The sequence below is a fragment of the Falsirhodobacter sp. 1013 genome (assembly GCF_051195255.1).
Taxonomy (GTDB): Bacteria; Pseudomonadota; Alphaproteobacteria; order Rhodobacterales; family Rhodobacteraceae; genus Falsirhodobacter.
The window spans coordinates 19,706-34,058 of sequence record NZ_JBNJLK010000017.1; the positions used below are offsets into that span (position 1 = coordinate 19,706).

Genomic DNA, 14,353 nt, shown 5'->3' on the forward strand with positions numbered 1-14,353 from the left:
CCCCGGTCCAGTAAGCGTCAAGCCATCCCGCGCCGTAAAGAACGGGTGCGATGGTCCAACCCTGTGCGCCTTGCCAGAAATGCGGACCCGTCAGACCTGAACGCCGCAGTCCGTTCTGTCCCGCAGCCGACCGCCCGCGCCACGTGGATGCGGCGACCGGCTTCTTGCAGTGTTTCGGAGAGCCTCGAGCCAATGGCTTTCCGACATGCGCCTGGCGGGCACTTTCGCGCCCGCCGCCTCGTTCAGTTGCGGATATCTACCGTCGCCCTCATCTGTTTAGTCGACGCGGACTTCATTATTCTCTACCACGTTCTGATAGGCGACGAGGTCGAGAAAGGCCTCTGCCTCGACCACCACTCCGTCCTCGAGACGGAAAATCCAGACAAATTGGTTATTGTAGGGTGCGCCCGACGTCGTCGTGGCCGATCCGTCGAAGCGAACGATCACCCGGTCCTCGAAGGCCCAGATATGGTGAACCTCGGGGACGACCGGTTGTGACAGCCGGTCGACCAAGGGCAGGGACGCCTCGTCGAGGAAGGAGTCGCGCCCTGTGTAGGTGCCCGCGACCGGACCGGAACCGGGGATCGTCCAGACGATATCCGGCGAAAGGATGTCAAACACGCTGCCGGTTCCTGCGGCCCAGGCGGCAAAGGCTTTCTGAACGATTGCCGTGTTCGTCGCCTCGGCATCGTCAGGATTGGCGGTGGCTGCGGCTCCAGTCGCATTCAGCAAAAGGGAGGCTGCTGCCGTTGCAGCCAGAATGACGTGTTTCATCGGATTGTCCTGTCGGGGGTTGGGCCGCCGTATGGCTATGGCGGATGCTTGGGTCAAAGTTCGCGGAAGAAGACCATTCCGCCGTGATGCAGCGTGTTGATGTCCACGAACTCGCCATCGGCTGTGAAGCCGGAGTCGTCCCAGTAGAAGATCTTGTCCCCGGTGACTTCGTAGCGCCCCACATAGGCGCTTTGCCGGGTGCCGCGCGCTTCGTCGTAGCGCCCCTCTGGCAGAAGCTCCTGCCGGATTCGACCGTCGCCCGTCACCCACATGCCGACATAAGGATGGGACTGCGAGTCGCTTGCGTCATGTTGCACTTCGGCCTCCGCCTGGTTTGCATGTGCAGGTGCGACCGGAACTGCGCAAGACATCGTCTGCAGCCTCTGACCGGCATCCGCCGCGGGATCGCACAACGCGGCGGTTGTCGGGTGAGCGAAAGCGGCGCCCGAAACGAAAAGAAGGGTTGGGATCATCTTATCCTCCGAAATAAGGGGTGCTGCCGGTCGGCACCGTGTCGCCTTCGGGCGGAAACCCGTTCAAAGCGTTCGGGTGGGGCGGATGACGATCTCGTTCACATCCACGTCTTCGGGCTGTTCCAGGGCGAACCGGACGGCGCGGGCGATGGCATCGGGCTTCAGGGCGATGGCGCGGTAGGTCTTCATGTCTTTCGCCGCGACGGGATCGGTGATGCTGTCGGCCAACTCGCTTTCCACCACGCCGGGGTGAATGCAGGTGACGCGGATGTCGGGATGTTCCTGCCGCAGCCCATCGGAAATCGCGCGGACAGCATATTTTGTCGCGCAGTAGACCGCCGCAGTGGGCACCACCGACAATGCCCCGACCGAACCGATATTGATGATATGGCCCGATCCCCGCCGTGCCATCTCCGGAAGCACAGCGGCGATGCCGTAAAGGACACCCTTGATGTTCACGTCCACCATTCGATCCCATTCCGCGACCTTCATCGAGGACATGAGCGACAGCGGCATCACTCCGGCGTTGTTGATGATGGCATCCACACGACCCCATTCGGCCCGCGCCGCATCCGCAAATGCTGCGACGTCGTCGGCGCATGTCACGTCCAGCTCTCGGAAATGGACATTGCCGCCCAGTTCGGCCACCAGCGCCGCCAGACGATCAGTGCGCCGCGCGCCGATCATCAGCTTCGCGCGTGTCGCGGCAAGTTCGCGCGTGATGCCCTCGCCGATGCCGCTGGATGCGCCGGTGATCAGTATGACCTTGTCCATTTTCGTCTCCTTCATGGCTGGGATGAAGGTAGACAGGCTGACGTGGTCGCGGTATCCGCTCCTTGTTCGACAAAGTGTCCAGCATGGCTAACCAATGGACTTCAATCTCCTGCGCATCTTTCTGGCCGTGGCACAGGCCGATAACTTTTCAGCCGCCGCCGAACGGCTGGGCGTGACCCGGTCCGCCGTCAGTCAAGGCATCCGTCGGCTGGAGGATGAGCGCGGGGTCGCCCTTGTTCATCGCACCACCCGCAGCGTCCGCCTGACCGAGGCGGGCGCAGCCTTCCATGCCGCCATCGCCAATCCATACGACGAGATCACCGCGGCCCTCGACAACCTGGCCACCGACACCCCGCGCGGCACGCTGCGCATCGCTGTAACCTCCATCGCGGATCGGTTCCTGTCTGGTCCGCTGGTCGCCAGCTTCATTGATGCCTATCCGCAGATCTCGCTGGACATCACCGTGACGGACGCCGAATTCGATATTGTCGCGGAAGGGTTCGATGCGGGCGTCCGCTTGGGGGAAGTTATCACTCAGGACATGATCGCCGTGGCGTTGACTGGGGAACAGCGTCAGGTCGCCGTCGCCGCGCCTGCCTACCTTGCGGAACATGGCACCCCTGCACATCCCCGAGATCTGATGACCCATCGCTGCATCGGTTGGAGGCCCGCCCCCGAACGAGCACCTTATCGATGGGAGTTCGAGGAGGACGGGCGTGCCTTCGACGTGGCTGTGCCCGCGCATCTGACGACAAACGACATGCAGCTGATGATCCGAACGGCGCTCGCCGGTGGTGGCATCACCTTCGGGATGGAAGAAACCTTTCTGCCCCATCTCGCAGCTGGCAGTCTTGTCTCGATCCTAGATCCCTTCCTGCCTCCCTTTGCGGGGTTTTTCCTGTTCTATCCCGGCAGGCGCAACATCTCGCCCAAACTTCGGGCGATGATCGAACATGTGCGAAGGTTCAGATCAAATTCCGCATCCGCAACCGAACGGCTGAGGGCAGCAACCTGAACGTGTTGGATGGGTGTGATGTACGTTCGTACGGCGGGTGGTGAGCGCCGAAGTTGTTGTGGCGTCGAAGCTCAATGCGCTGACCACAGGCACGTATGTTCTGACATACGCAATCGATCGCAAGCACAGCATGCGTGTAGATCCGGGATTTCCCGGATGCGATGCAAGGAGTGACGGCGCCGTTCAACCCTGCGCGGTCGGCCGCAGGACGATGTCGCCCACGTCCACAGCAGCGGGCTGATCAATGGCAAAACGGATGGCCGCCGCCACGGCTTCGGGCGGCAATGCAAGGTCCGCCATGCCGGAGTGAGCGTTCGCCTTGACGTCCGGATCGGTGATGCCGGCGGTAAACTCCGTGGCAACGTAACCAGGAGAGATGCCGGTGACGCGCAGATGCGGACCGGCTTCCTGACGCAATCCTTCCATCAGCGTCCTCACCGCATTCTTCGTCGCGGCATAGACCGCCTGGGTGGGAACCACCCGGAGGCCGGCGGTGGAGATCACTGTCACGAACTGCCCGCTTCCCTGCCGGCGAAACACCGGCAGCGCCGCTCCGATACCGTGCAGCACCCCTTTCAGGTTGACGTCGACCATCATCGCCCAGCCGTCCTCGTCCAGCTTGTCGAGCGCGGAGATCGGCCCGGCGCCGGCGTTGGACACGAAAACGTCGAGACGCCCGAATCGATCCAGCGCCAGATCCACCAAGGCACCGACCGCTCCGCGGTCCCGCACGTCCACAGAAAGCCCCGCCGCCCGGCCGCCCGCCGTCTCGATCTCCGTCACCAGCGCCTCGATCCTGTCGATCCTTCGCGCGCCCAGCACCACGATGGCGCCCCTTGAGGCGAGATCAAGCGCCGTCGCCCGTCCGATCCCGCTGCTCGCTCCCGTGATGATCACGACCTTGTCTTTCAGATGATCCATCTGCCTGCCTCTTGCTTGGATTGCTTCGTGTCAGATATGACGGGGATACCGCGGATCGATGGGCCATCATCCGCATTCCTGTCGCGATCGTCCGTCATGACCGATGCTCTCAGTTCCGTTCTGTCGCTTCTCGACGTCGGGAGCGCACGCGTCACCCGCTTCGAGGCCGCAGGGGATTGGGCTTTCCGTTTTCCGTCAAGGGACGCTTTGAAATTTGCGGCTGTGCGCCGCGGCGCGTGCTGGATGGTGCAGGACGATCGACCCCCGATACGGCTGGAGACGGGGGACGTGTTCCTGCTCACGCACAGCCCGTCCTATGTCCTGGGCAGCGATCCTTGCCTGCCCCCGTCCGACGGGTTGCGTCTTTACGACGGGGGCCGCGCGGACGAGGCCCGCCACGGCGGGGACGATGTCGCCTGCGTCGCCGCCACCTTCCGCATCGCCCCGCTTCACGAAAGGCTCCTGACAGACGCACTTCCGCGGGTGCTGGTGGTTCGACGACATTCGGTCGTGGCACCCGCGCTTTGTGCAAGCCTCGAACTTCTTGATCAAGAAATGGCGTTCGGAGGGATGGGATCGGCCCTCATGCGCAGCCATCTTACAAGCATGATGCTGATCCAGCTGCTTCGCGCATTCACGAGCCTTCAGTCGGACCACGACCATCCCCCGCAGCGCGGATCGTGGATCGCGGCGCTGGCCGATCGCCGGTTGGCACTGGCGCTCGACGCGATGCATGGCAATCCCGGCGGTCGGTGGACTGTCGCAGGATTGGCCGCCTTGGCCGGCATGTCGCGCACGAGCTTCGCAGAACGCTTCCGCGCGGCGACGGGCGTCGCACCGATGGAGTATCTGCTGCGGCTGCGAATGCGGTCCGCCGAGGCCATGCTCGCCCAAGGTGTTCCTCCCGGGGAGGTGGCGTCACGTCTCGGCTACGGCTCCGCGAGCGCATTTGGAGCGGCCTTCCGCAGGGTGACAGGCCGAACACCTCGCGCCGCGGCAAAGGCTCCGCGTATCTAGGCGGTACCAGATCAGTTCAAGAGTCAGATCATGATGAGCGCTCGCCCGCTTACGACTTTTATTGTGATAACCAAGCTTATGTGATGAGATGGCATATCTTGCCGAGATTATGTAGTTTCGACTCGAAGCAGACGTCTACGCTCGAAGCGAAAGTTACGAAATGTGGCTCGAAAACATATATCCTCTACGAGGACAACCTCGCCACAACAGTTATCATAGGGGATGGCCCGATACAGGAGATCAAGCATGGCCTAGGGGTCTCTTATCGCGGCCGGTTTTTTTGGAAGTCGTTTTGGCGTTCTTCAGGGGCGTTGTTGCAAAACGCGGCGTGCCGCGGGATTCACGCGGCCGGGTTGGTAGAGTAAGCGTCTCGGCATGAGCAAGCCCGAAGCTGTCCGCTACCGCACGACGAACTGGAAGTCCTACAACAAGGCCCTAAGGCGGCGCGGATCACTGCTGATCTGGCTGGACAAGGACATGGTCTGGCTGGCCCACAAGGCGGGGCGTCCTGGTCGTCCGCCGGTGTTCTCTGATGCAGCGATCCAGTTCTGCCTGATGGTGAAGGTGCTGTTTAGCCTACCACTCCGGCAAATAATCGGGATGGTGGCCAGCATCCGGGAGATGGCCAGGCTCGATTGGCCGGTGCCGGACTTTTTCACACTGAGCCGCAGACAGAAGACCCTTGCTGTTCAGATCCCCCACCGCCGCAGACTGGGGCCGCTGAACCTGCTGGTCGACAGCACCGGGATCAAGTTCCTGGGCGACGGGGAATGGCTGGCGCGCAAGCACGGCACCCACCGCAGACGCCAATACCGCAAGGTTCATCTGGCGATGGACACGGCCACTGGCGACATCCTCGCGGGGGAGTTCACCTCAAGCCGCGAAGGCGACAGCCCTGTGCTGCCGGATCTGCTGGATCAGATTCCGGCCGATGAACAGGTCGGCACCGTGACCGGCGACGGCGCCTTTGACACCCGCCGGTGTCACACCGCAATCGTCGATCGCGGCGGCACGGCCATCATCCCTATCCGCAGGAACGGACGCCTCTGGAAGGAGAACTGCCCGGCCGCCCGTGCCCGCAACGACATCCTTCGGGCGAGCAAACGTTTTGGGCGAGCCAACTGGAAGCATTGGGCCGGCTATCACGCGCGAAGTCGGATCGAGGCAAGAATGTGCTGCCTCAAATCCTTCGGCGAGCGGATCGCCCCAAGAGACCCCGACCGCCAGACCGCTGAGATCCACATCCGCATCGCCCTCATAAACCGCTTCAACGCGCTCGGCACCGGCGAGACCGAACGCGTGGCCTGAGGCTGGCGGGGTAAGGGGACGTCACGCTGCAACGCAGAGTTCTGCAACAATGCCTTCTTCATGAAGAAGTCCGCAGGGTTCACCCAGATCACTCCGACTGGCGTTACCATCGTCACGATGATGACCAGCTTTGGGCTCTTGTCCGTTGCGATGAAAATCCTCCCGCTTGGCACGATCTACACGATCTGAACCGGCATTGGTGGTGGGCGCATTTGTCCTCGGCATCGCGGTTCTGGGCGAAGCCATGACCGTGGCGCGGGTGATCGCTGCGCTTCTGATCGTCAACGGCATCGTCACGACGAAGCTGGCCAGCTTACATCGACGCGGAGTGAATGGTGGCTCCCCATGATTCAGGAAACGCACCTCAACGGCGTGTTGCTGGCCGCCTGCCTTATTGCCGCGCGCGGCGGCTCCACCGAAGCACGATGTGGACGATCAGGCCGAACATGAGGCTCCAGAACCCCGCGCCCAGGCCGAACAGGCTCATCCCCGAGGCCGAGACGGCGAAGGTCGTGAGGGCGGCGTCGCGTTCCTGAGGATCGCCGAGCGCGCCCGCAAGAGCCGTCGCAATGGTGGGAAAGAGTGCCAGACCCGCAAGGGTGACGATCAGCTCGGGCGGCAGCGCGGCAAACACGCCAAGAACCGTGGCCGAGATCGATCCCAGCAGCAGATAGATCGCCCCGCCCGACAGGCCCGCGATGTAACGCCGTCCCGGATCGGGATGGGATTCAGGCCCTGTGCAGATGGCTGCGGTGATCGCGGCCAAGTTCAGACCATGACAGCCAAAGGGGGCAAGGATCATTGAGGCCGTCGCGCTCCAGCCGATCAGGGGACGCGCGTCGGGACGGCGATAGCCGCTTTCGCGCAACACGGTCAGGCCCGGCATCCACTGCCCGGTCAGCGCGACCACGACCAGTGGAAGGCTGATGCCAATGAGAGCTTGCAGCGAGAATTCGGGTGCGGTGAACACTGGCAGGGTCAACGACAGGGCCGCTTGCGGCGCAGCCAAATCACCGGACAGGGCGGTGACGGCACATCCGGCCACCAGCACCGCAACGACGGCGTATCGGGGGAACAGGCGCCGCCCCAGAAAGAAAGCCACCGACATCGCCCCAACCAACCCCGGACGAAGGGGCAGGACTGCGAACACTTCGACCGTAAAGCTGAACAGGATGCCCGCCAGCATCGCGGCAGTGATCCCTCGGGGGAGCGCGCGGACCAGCCGGTCGAACACGCCGCTGAACGCGATCAGCAAGATCGCGACACTGGCAAGGATATAGGCGCCCAATGCCTCGGCGAAGGACACCGTGGGAAGAAGCGTCACCAGAAGGGCCGAGCCGGGGGCGTTCCAAGCGATGATCACGGGAACGCGGTAGCGCAGGCTCAGCGCGATGCCCAGCACTCCGCTGCCAATGGAAATGGCCCAGACCCAGGATTCAAGCAGCGCGGGGGGCATCCCCCGCGCTGCCTGAAACACGATGACCAGCGGCCCTGCGTAAGAGATCAGCGTTGAGATGATCCCTGCAAGAACGGCAGACAGGGACGCGTCCTTGGCAAGTGACTTTCCGGCGGGACCTGCGGCGTCAGACACGGGCAAGCGTCACCGGCTCTGGCATCCCTGCCCGATTGCGGAGGGCGAAGACGGACATCGCGACAACAGATACCGCCGCAGGGATCGCGAAGATCAGGAAGTTCTGCTGCAGTGGCAGCCCGGTCGCCAGCAGCATTCCCCCAAAGGTAGGCCCTACGATGGCCCCAACGCGCCCAACGCCCGAGGCCCAACCAAGTCCGGTGGAGCGGACGGACATGTTGTAAAGCTGTGCAACACTGGCATAAAGCAGGATTTGCGTGCCGATGGTGGTGGCCCCGGCCACGAAGACCATCAGGAACAGCGCCGGCACCGGAAGGTTCATCCCGATCAGCGCGATCGACACCGTTGCGGCCGCAAAGAAGCCGACGACCACCCGCGGAAGACCGAAACGATCCCCTAAGCGGCCGCCTAGGATCGCCCCCGCCATCCCCCCGAAGTTCAGAGAGAAGAGGCTCAGCAGGCTCGCTTTCTGGGCGTAACCCGCCTCCTGCAGTACCTTCGGCAGCCAGGAAGACAGCAGATAGACCAGCAACAGGCAGCAGAAGAACGAGATCCAGAGCATCACGGTCCGCAGGGCCCGCTGATGGCGGAACAGTTCCAGCACCGAGGCCGAGGTCCCCTTCACTTCGGTGAAGACAAGATGGTCATCGGCTTCCAAACGATGGCGGGGTGCGACGCGGGCGAAGATGGTGCGCGCCTCGTCCTGCTTTCCCTGCCGGATCAGGAAACCGAGGGATTCCGGCAGGAACCACAGGATGAAGGGCAGCATCAGCAGCGGAATGCCGGCGATCAGGAACATCGGTTGCCAGCCGTATTGCGGGATAAGCCAGATGCCAAGCGAGGCCGCGACCATGCCACCCACAGAATAGCCCGAGAACATGAGCGCGACCATTGTGCCGCGCAGCCGCTTGGGTGCGTATTCGTTCATCAGCGCGACCGCGTTGGGCATCAGCCCCCCGCAACCAAGGCCGGCAATGAAGCGGCAGATCTTGAACTGGTCCGGGTTGTCGGCAAAACCGGTCGCGATCGTGGCCAGCGTGAACAGCGCAAAGCTGATCCCGATACCCTTCTTGCGGCCGATGCGGTCGGCCAGGGGGCCGAAGATCAGGGCGCCGAACATCATCCCGAACAGCGCCCAGGCCTGAAGCGCCCCGGCCTGGGGATTGGTCAGCCCCCATTCACGGATCAGCGTCGGCAACACCGTCCCGGCCACGAAGACGTCGTAGCCGTCAACGATCAGCAGGGTGCCGCACAGTGCGACGACCCTCCATTGGAAACGCCCGAACGGGCTTTCGTCTATCGCGTCATTCATGTCGATGTTGCGCAACTTTATTCCTCCCCGAATAGATGCGGCGCGTTGTAGTTATTCTCGTTCAGCCAAGGTCCCCTCCGGCCACGGGCAGGATGTCCCCGGTGATGTACGAAGCCTCGTCCGAGGCGAGAAAGAGGATTGGCGCGACCTGTTCCTCGATCGTCCCGTAGCGGTTCATGAAGGTTGAGCCCTTCACCTGTTGCACGACCTCGGCCATCCATGCCTTCTCTGCCTCGGTGTCGCCCGCAGCGTTGCGCGGGATGCGGCGGGGTGGCGCTTCGGTGCCGCCCGGGGCCGTGGCCACGACGCGGATGTTGTGCCCCGCCACTTCCATCGCCAACGCTTGCGTGATGGCGTTGATTCCGCCTTTCGCGGCGGAATAGGGCACGCGGTGGATGCCCCGCGTCGCGTTGGACGAGACGTTGACGATGCAGCCCGCACCGCGACTGAACAGATGCGGCAGAACTGCCCGGCAACCGTAAAGCGTCGGCATCAGAGAGCGGCGGATCTCGGCGTCGATCTGCTCCGGCTCGAATTCAACAAAGGGGCGCATGCGGATCGCCCCTCCCACGTTGTTGATCAGGATGTCGATGCCGCCGAACGTCTCGGCGGCAAAGCGCATGGCGACCGCCGCCCCTTCCCACGTTTCCAGGTCACAGCGGAAGGCGGAGGTTTCGCCGTCGGCCTCGGCCGCAACCTCGGCTACGAAGTCAGCGCGGTCCACGAAGACGACGCGCCCCCCTTCCTGTGCCGCGCGCAGGGCGACGGCGCGGCCGATGCCTTGCGCAGCACCGGTGACGACCAGGACCTTGCCGTTGAACCGGCCGGGAAAGAACGCCCCGCTCATGCCGTTTCCAGCACGGCGTTGGGGGTGAACTTTTCGTAGTGGAAGTTGGCGGGTCGGATGCCCGTTTCGTCGAAATGCCGCCGCACGGCGTCGACCATCGGCGGCGGGCCACACAGATAGGCGTCGAAATCAGGCCCGAGATCGTTTGGCATGTGCTGCGTCACCCATCCCTTGCGCGGGTGGCTCGACGCCTCGTCCGCCACCACCGTGGCATAGGTGAAGTTTGGCAGGCGGCGGGTGAAGGCCTCCAATTCCTCAAGCAGAACAAGATCAAGGTCGCGGGTCACGCCATAGATCAGGTGGATCTTCTGGGCGTGGCCCGCCTGGGCCAGAACCTCCAGCATCGACAGGAACGGCGCAAGACCCGTGCCCCCCGCCAGCATCAGCAGCGGCCGGCGCACCTCGCGCAGATAGAAGCTGCCCATCGGGCCGGTCAGCTTCAGCGCGTCGCCGGCCTGCGCCTGCGCCAGCCACTCGCTCATCGCGCCGCCGGGGATCATCTTGATCAGGAAGCCCATCCGGTCCGCGCCGGGGGCCGAGCTGAAGGAATAGGACCGCTGCACCCCCCGCCCCGGGATCGCCATGTTCATGTACTGTCCCGGAAGGAATGTCGGCGTCGTGCCGCCCGCCATGTCCAGTTCCAGGACGATCGCCGCGTCGGCATGTCGTTCGATCTTCGCGACCGTCGCCTCGTAAGTCTGCATCGCCGTCTTGCACGCGGTCGAACTTGTCGGCACGCTGAGGACGCAGTCGCTGGATGGGATCATCTGGCAGGTCAGCACCAGTCCTTCGGCCGCCTCGTCCTCGGTCAGCGCATCCTCGATGAAGTCGTCGCCCAGATCGTAGCGGCCACTTTCGGCGCGGCACTTGCAGGTGCCGCAGACGCCGTCCGAACAATCCATCGGAAGGTTGATTTTGTTGCGGTAAGCCGCGTCCAGCACCTTCTCGTTGGGTTTGCAGTCAATGAATCGGGTGACGCCGTCCTCGAAGTTCAGCGCGATGTTGTAGCTGTCCATGAAAGACCCTCCTCAAGGTCCCGTCACGCGTGACGATGCGGCCGGGCCGCAGGTCAGATGTGGTAGACGTCGATCACCTGACGGATGTAGTCGTTCTTCAGCACCACCTTCTTCGCCGCGATCTGCACCCCTTCGGGATTGCGGCGAAGGGTGACAAAGATCGTGCCGAAGAACTGGTCCGTCGTCTTGTAGCGGTGGTTCAGCGTCAGGAAGTTGTACCGAAGGTCCACCTCGTCGCCGCGGGTGGCCAGGATCTCCACATTGCTGACGTTGTGGCTGGTGCGCGGTTCAGGGGTGGAGGCGCCGGAGCGTTCCGTCTTGATGCGGAACACCCGATCCTCCAGCCCGCCGCGATTGGGATAGTAGATCAGCGACACCTGCGAATGCGGATCCTCGGTCAGCTGATCGTCATCGTCCCAGCAGGGCATCCAGAAAGGGGCGTCGACGCTGTAGCAGGTCAGCCAGTCGTCCCACTGACGGTCGTCCAGCAACCGCGCCTCCCGGTACAGAAAGGCGCAGGCTTCATCGCGGGAAATGGTCATGCCGAAACCCCCGCCTTTTCAGCCGCCAAGGCGCGCTTCATCACGTCGGCCCAGTATTCGTGCTGGCGAACGAACAATCCCTCATCCTCGCTCCGTTCCCCGGACAGGAGAGGCTTGAGGCCCATGCGGCGCGCGTTCTCGTCGGGTCCGTCAATCCACAGCGGTGCCCCGCGCGACATGTCGTTCCACAAGGCGGCCGTGCCGGCATAGCCCTGCTGGCAGGCTCGGAACTCCTCCAGATCGTCCGAGGTGCCCATGCCGGAGACGTTGAAGAAATCCTCGTACTGGCGGATGCGCAGGGCCCGGTCCTCAGCGCTTTCCCCCTTGGGGGCGAAGCAGAAGATGCTGATCTCGGTCTTGTCGACGCTGATGGGGCGCGTCACGCGGATCTGCGTGCTGAACTGGTCCATCAGGAAGACGTTGGGATAGATGCACAGGTTGCGCGTCTGGTTGACGATGAAGCCGGCCTTGTCCGCGCCGACGCGGGCCGCGATTTCCTCGCGCGCGCCGTAGACTGGCCTCACCTCGGGGTTCATCGTGTTGGTCCAAAGCAGGATGTGCCCGTTTTCGAACCCGTAGACGCCAGCGACCGAACGGCTCCACCCGTTCGCATCCACGGCCTTCGTCCCGACCTCGTTCCGGCGGCCCATGGTCGCCTGATAGTTCCAGTGGACGGAACTGACATGATAGCCGTCGCACCCGTTCTCCATCTGGAGCTTCCAGTTGCCGTCATAGATGTAGGAGGAGTTGCCGCGCAGAACCTCTAGCCCGTCGGGGGCCTGGTCCACGATCTGGTCGATGATGACCTTCGTTTCGCCCAGGAAATCTTCAAGGGGCGCGACATCAGGATTGATGCTGCCGAACAGGAAGCCGCGGTAGCTTTGGAAGCGCGCCACGCGGCGCAGATCGTGCGAGCCGTCCTTGGCGAAACCCTCGGGGTACTGCGTCGTTTTCTCGTCCTTCACCTTCAGCAGCTTGCCGGTGTTGGAGAACGTCCAGCCGTGGAAGGGGCAGGTGAAGCTGCCCTTGTTGCCATGCTTGCGGCGGCAGATCATCGCGCCACGATGGGCGCAGGCGTTGATGACGGCGTTCAGCGTGCCCGTCTTGTCACGCGTGATGACCACCGGCTGACGGCCGATATAGGTGGTGTAGTAGTCGTTGTTCTCGGGGATCTGGCTTTCATGGGCCAGATAGACCCAGTTCGCCTCGAAGATGTGCTTCATCTCCATCTCGAAAAGGTCGGCGTTGGTGAAGATGTCGCGGCGGCAGCGGAAGACGCCGGCCTCCTTGTCGTCCTGCACGGCGGTGGCCAGCAGGTGATCGAGATCGCGGGCTTTGTCGATGATAGCGGACATGGCTACTCCTCCGTTCGCGGCCAGGGACCGCGGGTGGAAAATAAGGTTCAGCTTGTCGTGGGCGGTCGGCGGTGCCCACAGAAGGCACCGCCGGACAGGGGTCAGGCCGCAGCGCGCTTGCGCAGTTCGTTGGCCTGATTGTCGATCCCGTTCACCAAGGCGGTCAGGCGGATGTCGAACGCGATTTCGGCGAAGGGGCCGTCCAGGTCGTTCGCGCGGATACTTTCCGCGTCCGAACGTTCGATCACCTTGGGAACCAGACCGTCGCGGGTCGCATAGGCGAAGTCGTCGTTGATCAGCGGATCGCCGTCGATGTTGATCTGCGTCGTCAGCTTGCGGTGCCCGTCGGCGCTGATGAAGAAGTGGATGTGCGCCGGACGCTGGCCGTGGCGGCCAAGGGCCGACAGCAGCTGTTCGGTCGGGCTTCCGGGCGGAACGCCATAACCGCTGGGCAGGATACTGCGGAACCGGTAACGACCTTCGGCATCCGTGATGATCGTGCGGCGCATGTTGAAGGGCGCCTGCTTGCCCGTCGGATCAAAGTGGGAATAGAAGCCGCGCGTGTCGCAGTGCCAGACTTCCACCATCGCGCCCGGCAACGGGGCACCGTCCGCCCCGAAGACCGTCCCGTGCATCACAAGCGTGTGGCCATTGGTGTCGGTGCCGTCGTCCAGACGGGCAAATCCCTCGGATATGGGCGCGCCCGCGACGTACAGGGGGCCCTCGATCGTGCGGGGAGTTACGTTGGTGATGCCAAGGGATTCGTCGATCGCGTCCAGGCGTTCGTCGATGAAGTGATCCAGCCCCAGCCCGGGAGAGATCAGGCCCGCCTGCCCGGCCGCGCCGATCTCGTTCAGCCAAGCCACGCCGATCCAGTACTCATCCGGCGTGATGTCCAGATCGTCGATGGCGCGGAACAGGTCGCTCATCAGCCGATGCACGATCTGCTTGATCCGGGGGTTGCCTTCGTCGTTCTGAAGCCCGCTGAGGACCTGCAGAAAATCCTGGATCTCCGGCTTGTCGAAAATCTTAACGCTCACGGTCGTTCCTCCTCTTGCTTGCCTTGATGCCGCAGCGCCCCCAGCTCCCCCCGGGTTACGCGCGAAATCCGTCTAGGTGTCGTCGTCACGGATCGAGGACGGGTGCCGCAGCAGCGGCGTCACCTCGATCTGCATGTATTTGAACAGCGGCAGCCCCGTCAGGACCGCGTGCAACGCGTCATTGTCCTTCACGTCGATGATGCTGTAATTCGCGTAGGCCCCGGCGATCCGCCAGATGTGCCGCCATGTCCCCTCGCGCTGAAGCTCTTGTGAATAGGCCTTTTCCCGGGCGACGATGTCGGCGGCCTCCTCAGGCGGGAGGGTGTCGGGGATGTTGACGATCATCTTGACGTGGAACAGCATGATCG

The 14,353-nt window shown here is 63.4% G+C and carries 17 protein-coding genes; 5 read left to right on the top strand and 12 right to left on the bottom strand.

Annotated elements, in window-relative coordinates; all coding sequences use genetic code 11:
• Nucleotides 1–276: 276 nt before the first annotated feature.
• From ACSHZY_RS16210 to ACSHZY_RS16220, 3 genes are all read right to left on the bottom strand, one after another.
• Nucleotides 277–774, bottom strand: coding sequence for a nuclear transport factor 2 family protein (locus ACSHZY_RS16210; RefSeq protein WP_435170903.1), 498 nt, complete (start codon nt 772–774; stop codon nt 277–279).
• 53 nt (nt 775–827) lie between these two features.
• Complete coding sequence (locus tag ACSHZY_RS16215; RefSeq protein WP_435170904.1) at nt 828–1,091, bottom strand: Atu4866 domain-containing protein; 264 nt, start codon at nt 1,089–1,091, stop codon at nt 828–830.
• 219 nt (nt 1,092–1,310) lie between these two features.
• Nucleotides 1,311–2,021, bottom strand: coding sequence for an SDR family oxidoreductase (locus tag ACSHZY_RS16220; protein WP_435170906.1), 711 nt, complete (start codon nt 2,019–2,021; stop codon nt 1,311–1,313).
• 94 nt (nt 2,022–2,115) lie between these two features.
• Between ACSHZY_RS16220 and ACSHZY_RS16225 the strand changes: the two genes are divergently transcribed.
• Nucleotides 2,116–3,036: a LysR family transcriptional regulator gene (locus tag ACSHZY_RS16225; protein WP_435170908.1), complete on the top strand. Its 921-nt coding sequence runs from the start codon at nt 2,116–2,118 to the stop codon at nt 3,034–3,036.
• A 183-nt stretch (nt 3,037–3,219) separates the two neighbouring features.
• Here the strand turns inward: ACSHZY_RS16225 and ACSHZY_RS16230 are convergent, their stop codons facing one another.
• Complete coding sequence (locus tag ACSHZY_RS16230) at nt 3,220–3,957, bottom strand: SDR family oxidoreductase (RefSeq protein ID WP_435170910.1); 738 nt, start codon at nt 3,955–3,957, stop codon at nt 3,220–3,222.
• Nucleotides 3,958–4,053: 96 nt separating this feature from the next.
• Between ACSHZY_RS16230 and ACSHZY_RS16235 the strand changes: the two genes are divergently transcribed.
• From ACSHZY_RS16235 to ACSHZY_RS16250, 4 genes are all read left to right on the top strand, one after another.
• Nucleotides 4,054–4,974, top strand: coding sequence for a cupin domain-containing protein (locus ACSHZY_RS16235; RefSeq protein WP_435170912.1), 921 nt, complete (start codon nt 4,054–4,056; stop codon nt 4,972–4,974).
• Between the two features lie 375 nt (nt 4,975–5,349).
• Nucleotides 5,350–6,282: an IS5 family transposase gene (locus ACSHZY_RS16240; RefSeq protein WP_435170913.1), complete on the top strand. Its 933-nt coding sequence runs from the start codon at nt 5,350–5,352 to the stop codon at nt 6,280–6,282.
• Nucleotides 6,283–6,342: 60 nt separating this feature from the next.
• The gene (locus ACSHZY_RS16245; protein WP_435170915.1) at nt 6,343–6,471 is read left to right on the top strand and encodes an SMR family transporter; all 129 of its coding nucleotides are present in this window, start codon (nt 6,343–6,345) and stop codon (nt 6,469–6,471) included.
• Between the two features lie 13 nt (nt 6,472–6,484).
• Nucleotides 6,485–6,631 carry a hypothetical protein gene (locus tag ACSHZY_RS16250; protein WP_435170917.1) on the top strand — a complete coding sequence of 49 codons (147 nt, stop codon included), beginning with the start codon at nt 6,485–6,487 and terminating at the stop codon, nt 6,629–6,631.
• Nucleotides 6,632–6,673: 42 nt separating this feature from the next.
• Here the strand turns inward: ACSHZY_RS16250 and ACSHZY_RS16255 are convergent, their stop codons facing one another.
• The 8 genes from ACSHZY_RS16255 to catC all read right to left on the bottom strand — a co-directional run bounded on the left by ACSHZY_RS16255 (nt 6,674) and on the right by catC (nt 14,348).
• On the bottom strand, nt 6,674–7,873 hold the full coding sequence (locus tag ACSHZY_RS16255) for a benzoate/H(+) symporter BenE family transporter (RefSeq protein WP_435170919.1): 1,200 nt from the start codon (nt 7,871–7,873) through the stop codon (nt 6,674–6,676).
• Nucleotides 7,866–9,185 carry an MFS transporter gene (locus ACSHZY_RS16260; RefSeq protein ID WP_435170921.1) on the bottom strand — a complete coding sequence of 440 codons (1,320 nt, stop codon included), beginning with the start codon at nt 9,183–9,185 and terminating at the stop codon, nt 7,866–7,868. The genes ACSHZY_RS16255 and ACSHZY_RS16260 overlap by 8 nt, the downstream gene beginning before the upstream one ends.
• A 61-nt stretch (nt 9,186–9,246) precedes the next feature.
• Entirely contained in the window at nt 9,247–10,032 is a 786-nt protein-coding gene (gene benD, locus ACSHZY_RS16265) for a benzoate diol dehydrogenase BenD (RefSeq protein WP_435170923.1), read from the bottom strand.
• Entirely contained in the window at nt 10,029–11,048 is a 1,020-nt protein-coding gene (benC, locus tag ACSHZY_RS16270; RefSeq protein ID WP_435170925.1) for a benzoate 1,2-dioxygenase electron transfer component BenC, read from the bottom strand. Before benC ends, benD begins: the two co-directional genes overlap by 4 nt.
• 53 nt (nt 11,049–11,101) lie before the next feature.
• On the bottom strand, nt 11,102–11,590 hold the full coding sequence (gene benB, locus ACSHZY_RS16275) for a benzoate 1,2-dioxygenase small subunit (protein ID WP_435170926.1): 489 nt from the start codon (nt 11,588–11,590) through the stop codon (nt 11,102–11,104).
• Nucleotides 11,587–12,945, bottom strand: coding sequence for a Rieske 2Fe-2S domain-containing protein (locus ACSHZY_RS16280; RefSeq protein WP_435170927.1), 1,359 nt, complete (start codon nt 12,943–12,945; stop codon nt 11,587–11,589). Before ACSHZY_RS16280 ends, benB begins: the two co-directional genes overlap by 4 nt.
• Before the next feature lie 101 nt (nt 12,946–13,046).
• The gene (gene catA / locus ACSHZY_RS16285) at nt 13,047–13,985 is read right to left on the bottom strand and encodes a catechol 1,2-dioxygenase (RefSeq protein ID WP_435170928.1); all 939 of its coding nucleotides are present in this window, start codon (nt 13,983–13,985) and stop codon (nt 13,047–13,049) included.
• Between the two features lie 72 nt (nt 13,986–14,057).
• Nucleotides 14,058–14,348, bottom strand: a complete 291-nt coding sequence (gene catC, locus ACSHZY_RS16290) for a muconolactone Delta-isomerase (protein ID WP_435170929.1) — start codon at nt 14,346–14,348, stop codon at nt 14,058–14,060.
• Nucleotides 14,349–14,353 lie beyond the last annotated feature (5 nt).

Coding starts and splice junctions, on each gene's coding strand:
- ACSHZY_RS16210 (WP_435170903.1), bottom strand. CDS start 774: ATGAAACACGTCATTCTGGCTGCAACGGCAGCAGCCTCCCTTTTGCTG.
- ACSHZY_RS16220 (WP_435170906.1), bottom strand. CDS start 2,021: ATGGACAAGGTCATACTGATCACCGGCGCATCCAGCGGCATCGGCGAG.
- ACSHZY_RS16225 (WP_435170908.1), top strand. CDS start 2,116: ATGGACTTCAATCTCCTGCGCATCTTTCTGGCCGTGGCACAGGCCGAT.
- ACSHZY_RS16230 (WP_435170910.1), bottom strand. CDS start 3,957: ATGGATCATCTGAAAGACAAGGTCGTGATCATCACGGGAGCGAGCAGC.
- ACSHZY_RS16235 (WP_435170912.1), top strand. CDS start 4,054: ATGACCGATGCTCTCAGTTCCGTTCTGTCGCTTCTCGACGTCGGGAGC.
- ACSHZY_RS16240 (WP_435170913.1), top strand. CDS start 5,350: ATGAGCAAGCCCGAAGCTGTCCGCTACCGCACGACGAACTGGAAGTCC.
- ACSHZY_RS16245 (WP_435170915.1), top strand. CDS start 6,343: ATGAAGAAGTCCGCAGGGTTCACCCAGATCACTCCGACTGGCGTTACC.
- ACSHZY_RS16260 (WP_435170921.1), bottom strand. CDS start 9,185: ATGAATGACGCGATAGACGAAAGCCCGTTCGGGCGTTTCCAATGGAGG.
- benD (WP_435170923.1), bottom strand. CDS start 10,032: ATGAGCGGGGCGTTCTTTCCCGGCCGGTTCAACGGCAAGGTCCTGGTC.
- benC (WP_435170925.1), bottom strand. CDS start 11,048: ATGGACAGCTACAACATCGCGCTGAACTTCGAGGACGGCGTCACCCGA.
- benB (WP_435170926.1), bottom strand. CDS start 11,590: ATGACCATTTCCCGCGATGAAGCCTGCGCCTTTCTGTACCGGGAGGCG.
- ACSHZY_RS16280 (WP_435170927.1), bottom strand. CDS start 12,945: ATGTCCGCTATCATCGACAAAGCCCGCGATCTCGATCACCTGCTGGCC.
- catC (WP_435170929.1), bottom strand. CDS start 14,348: ATGCTGTTCCACGTCAAGATGATCGTCAACATCCCCGACACCCTCCCG.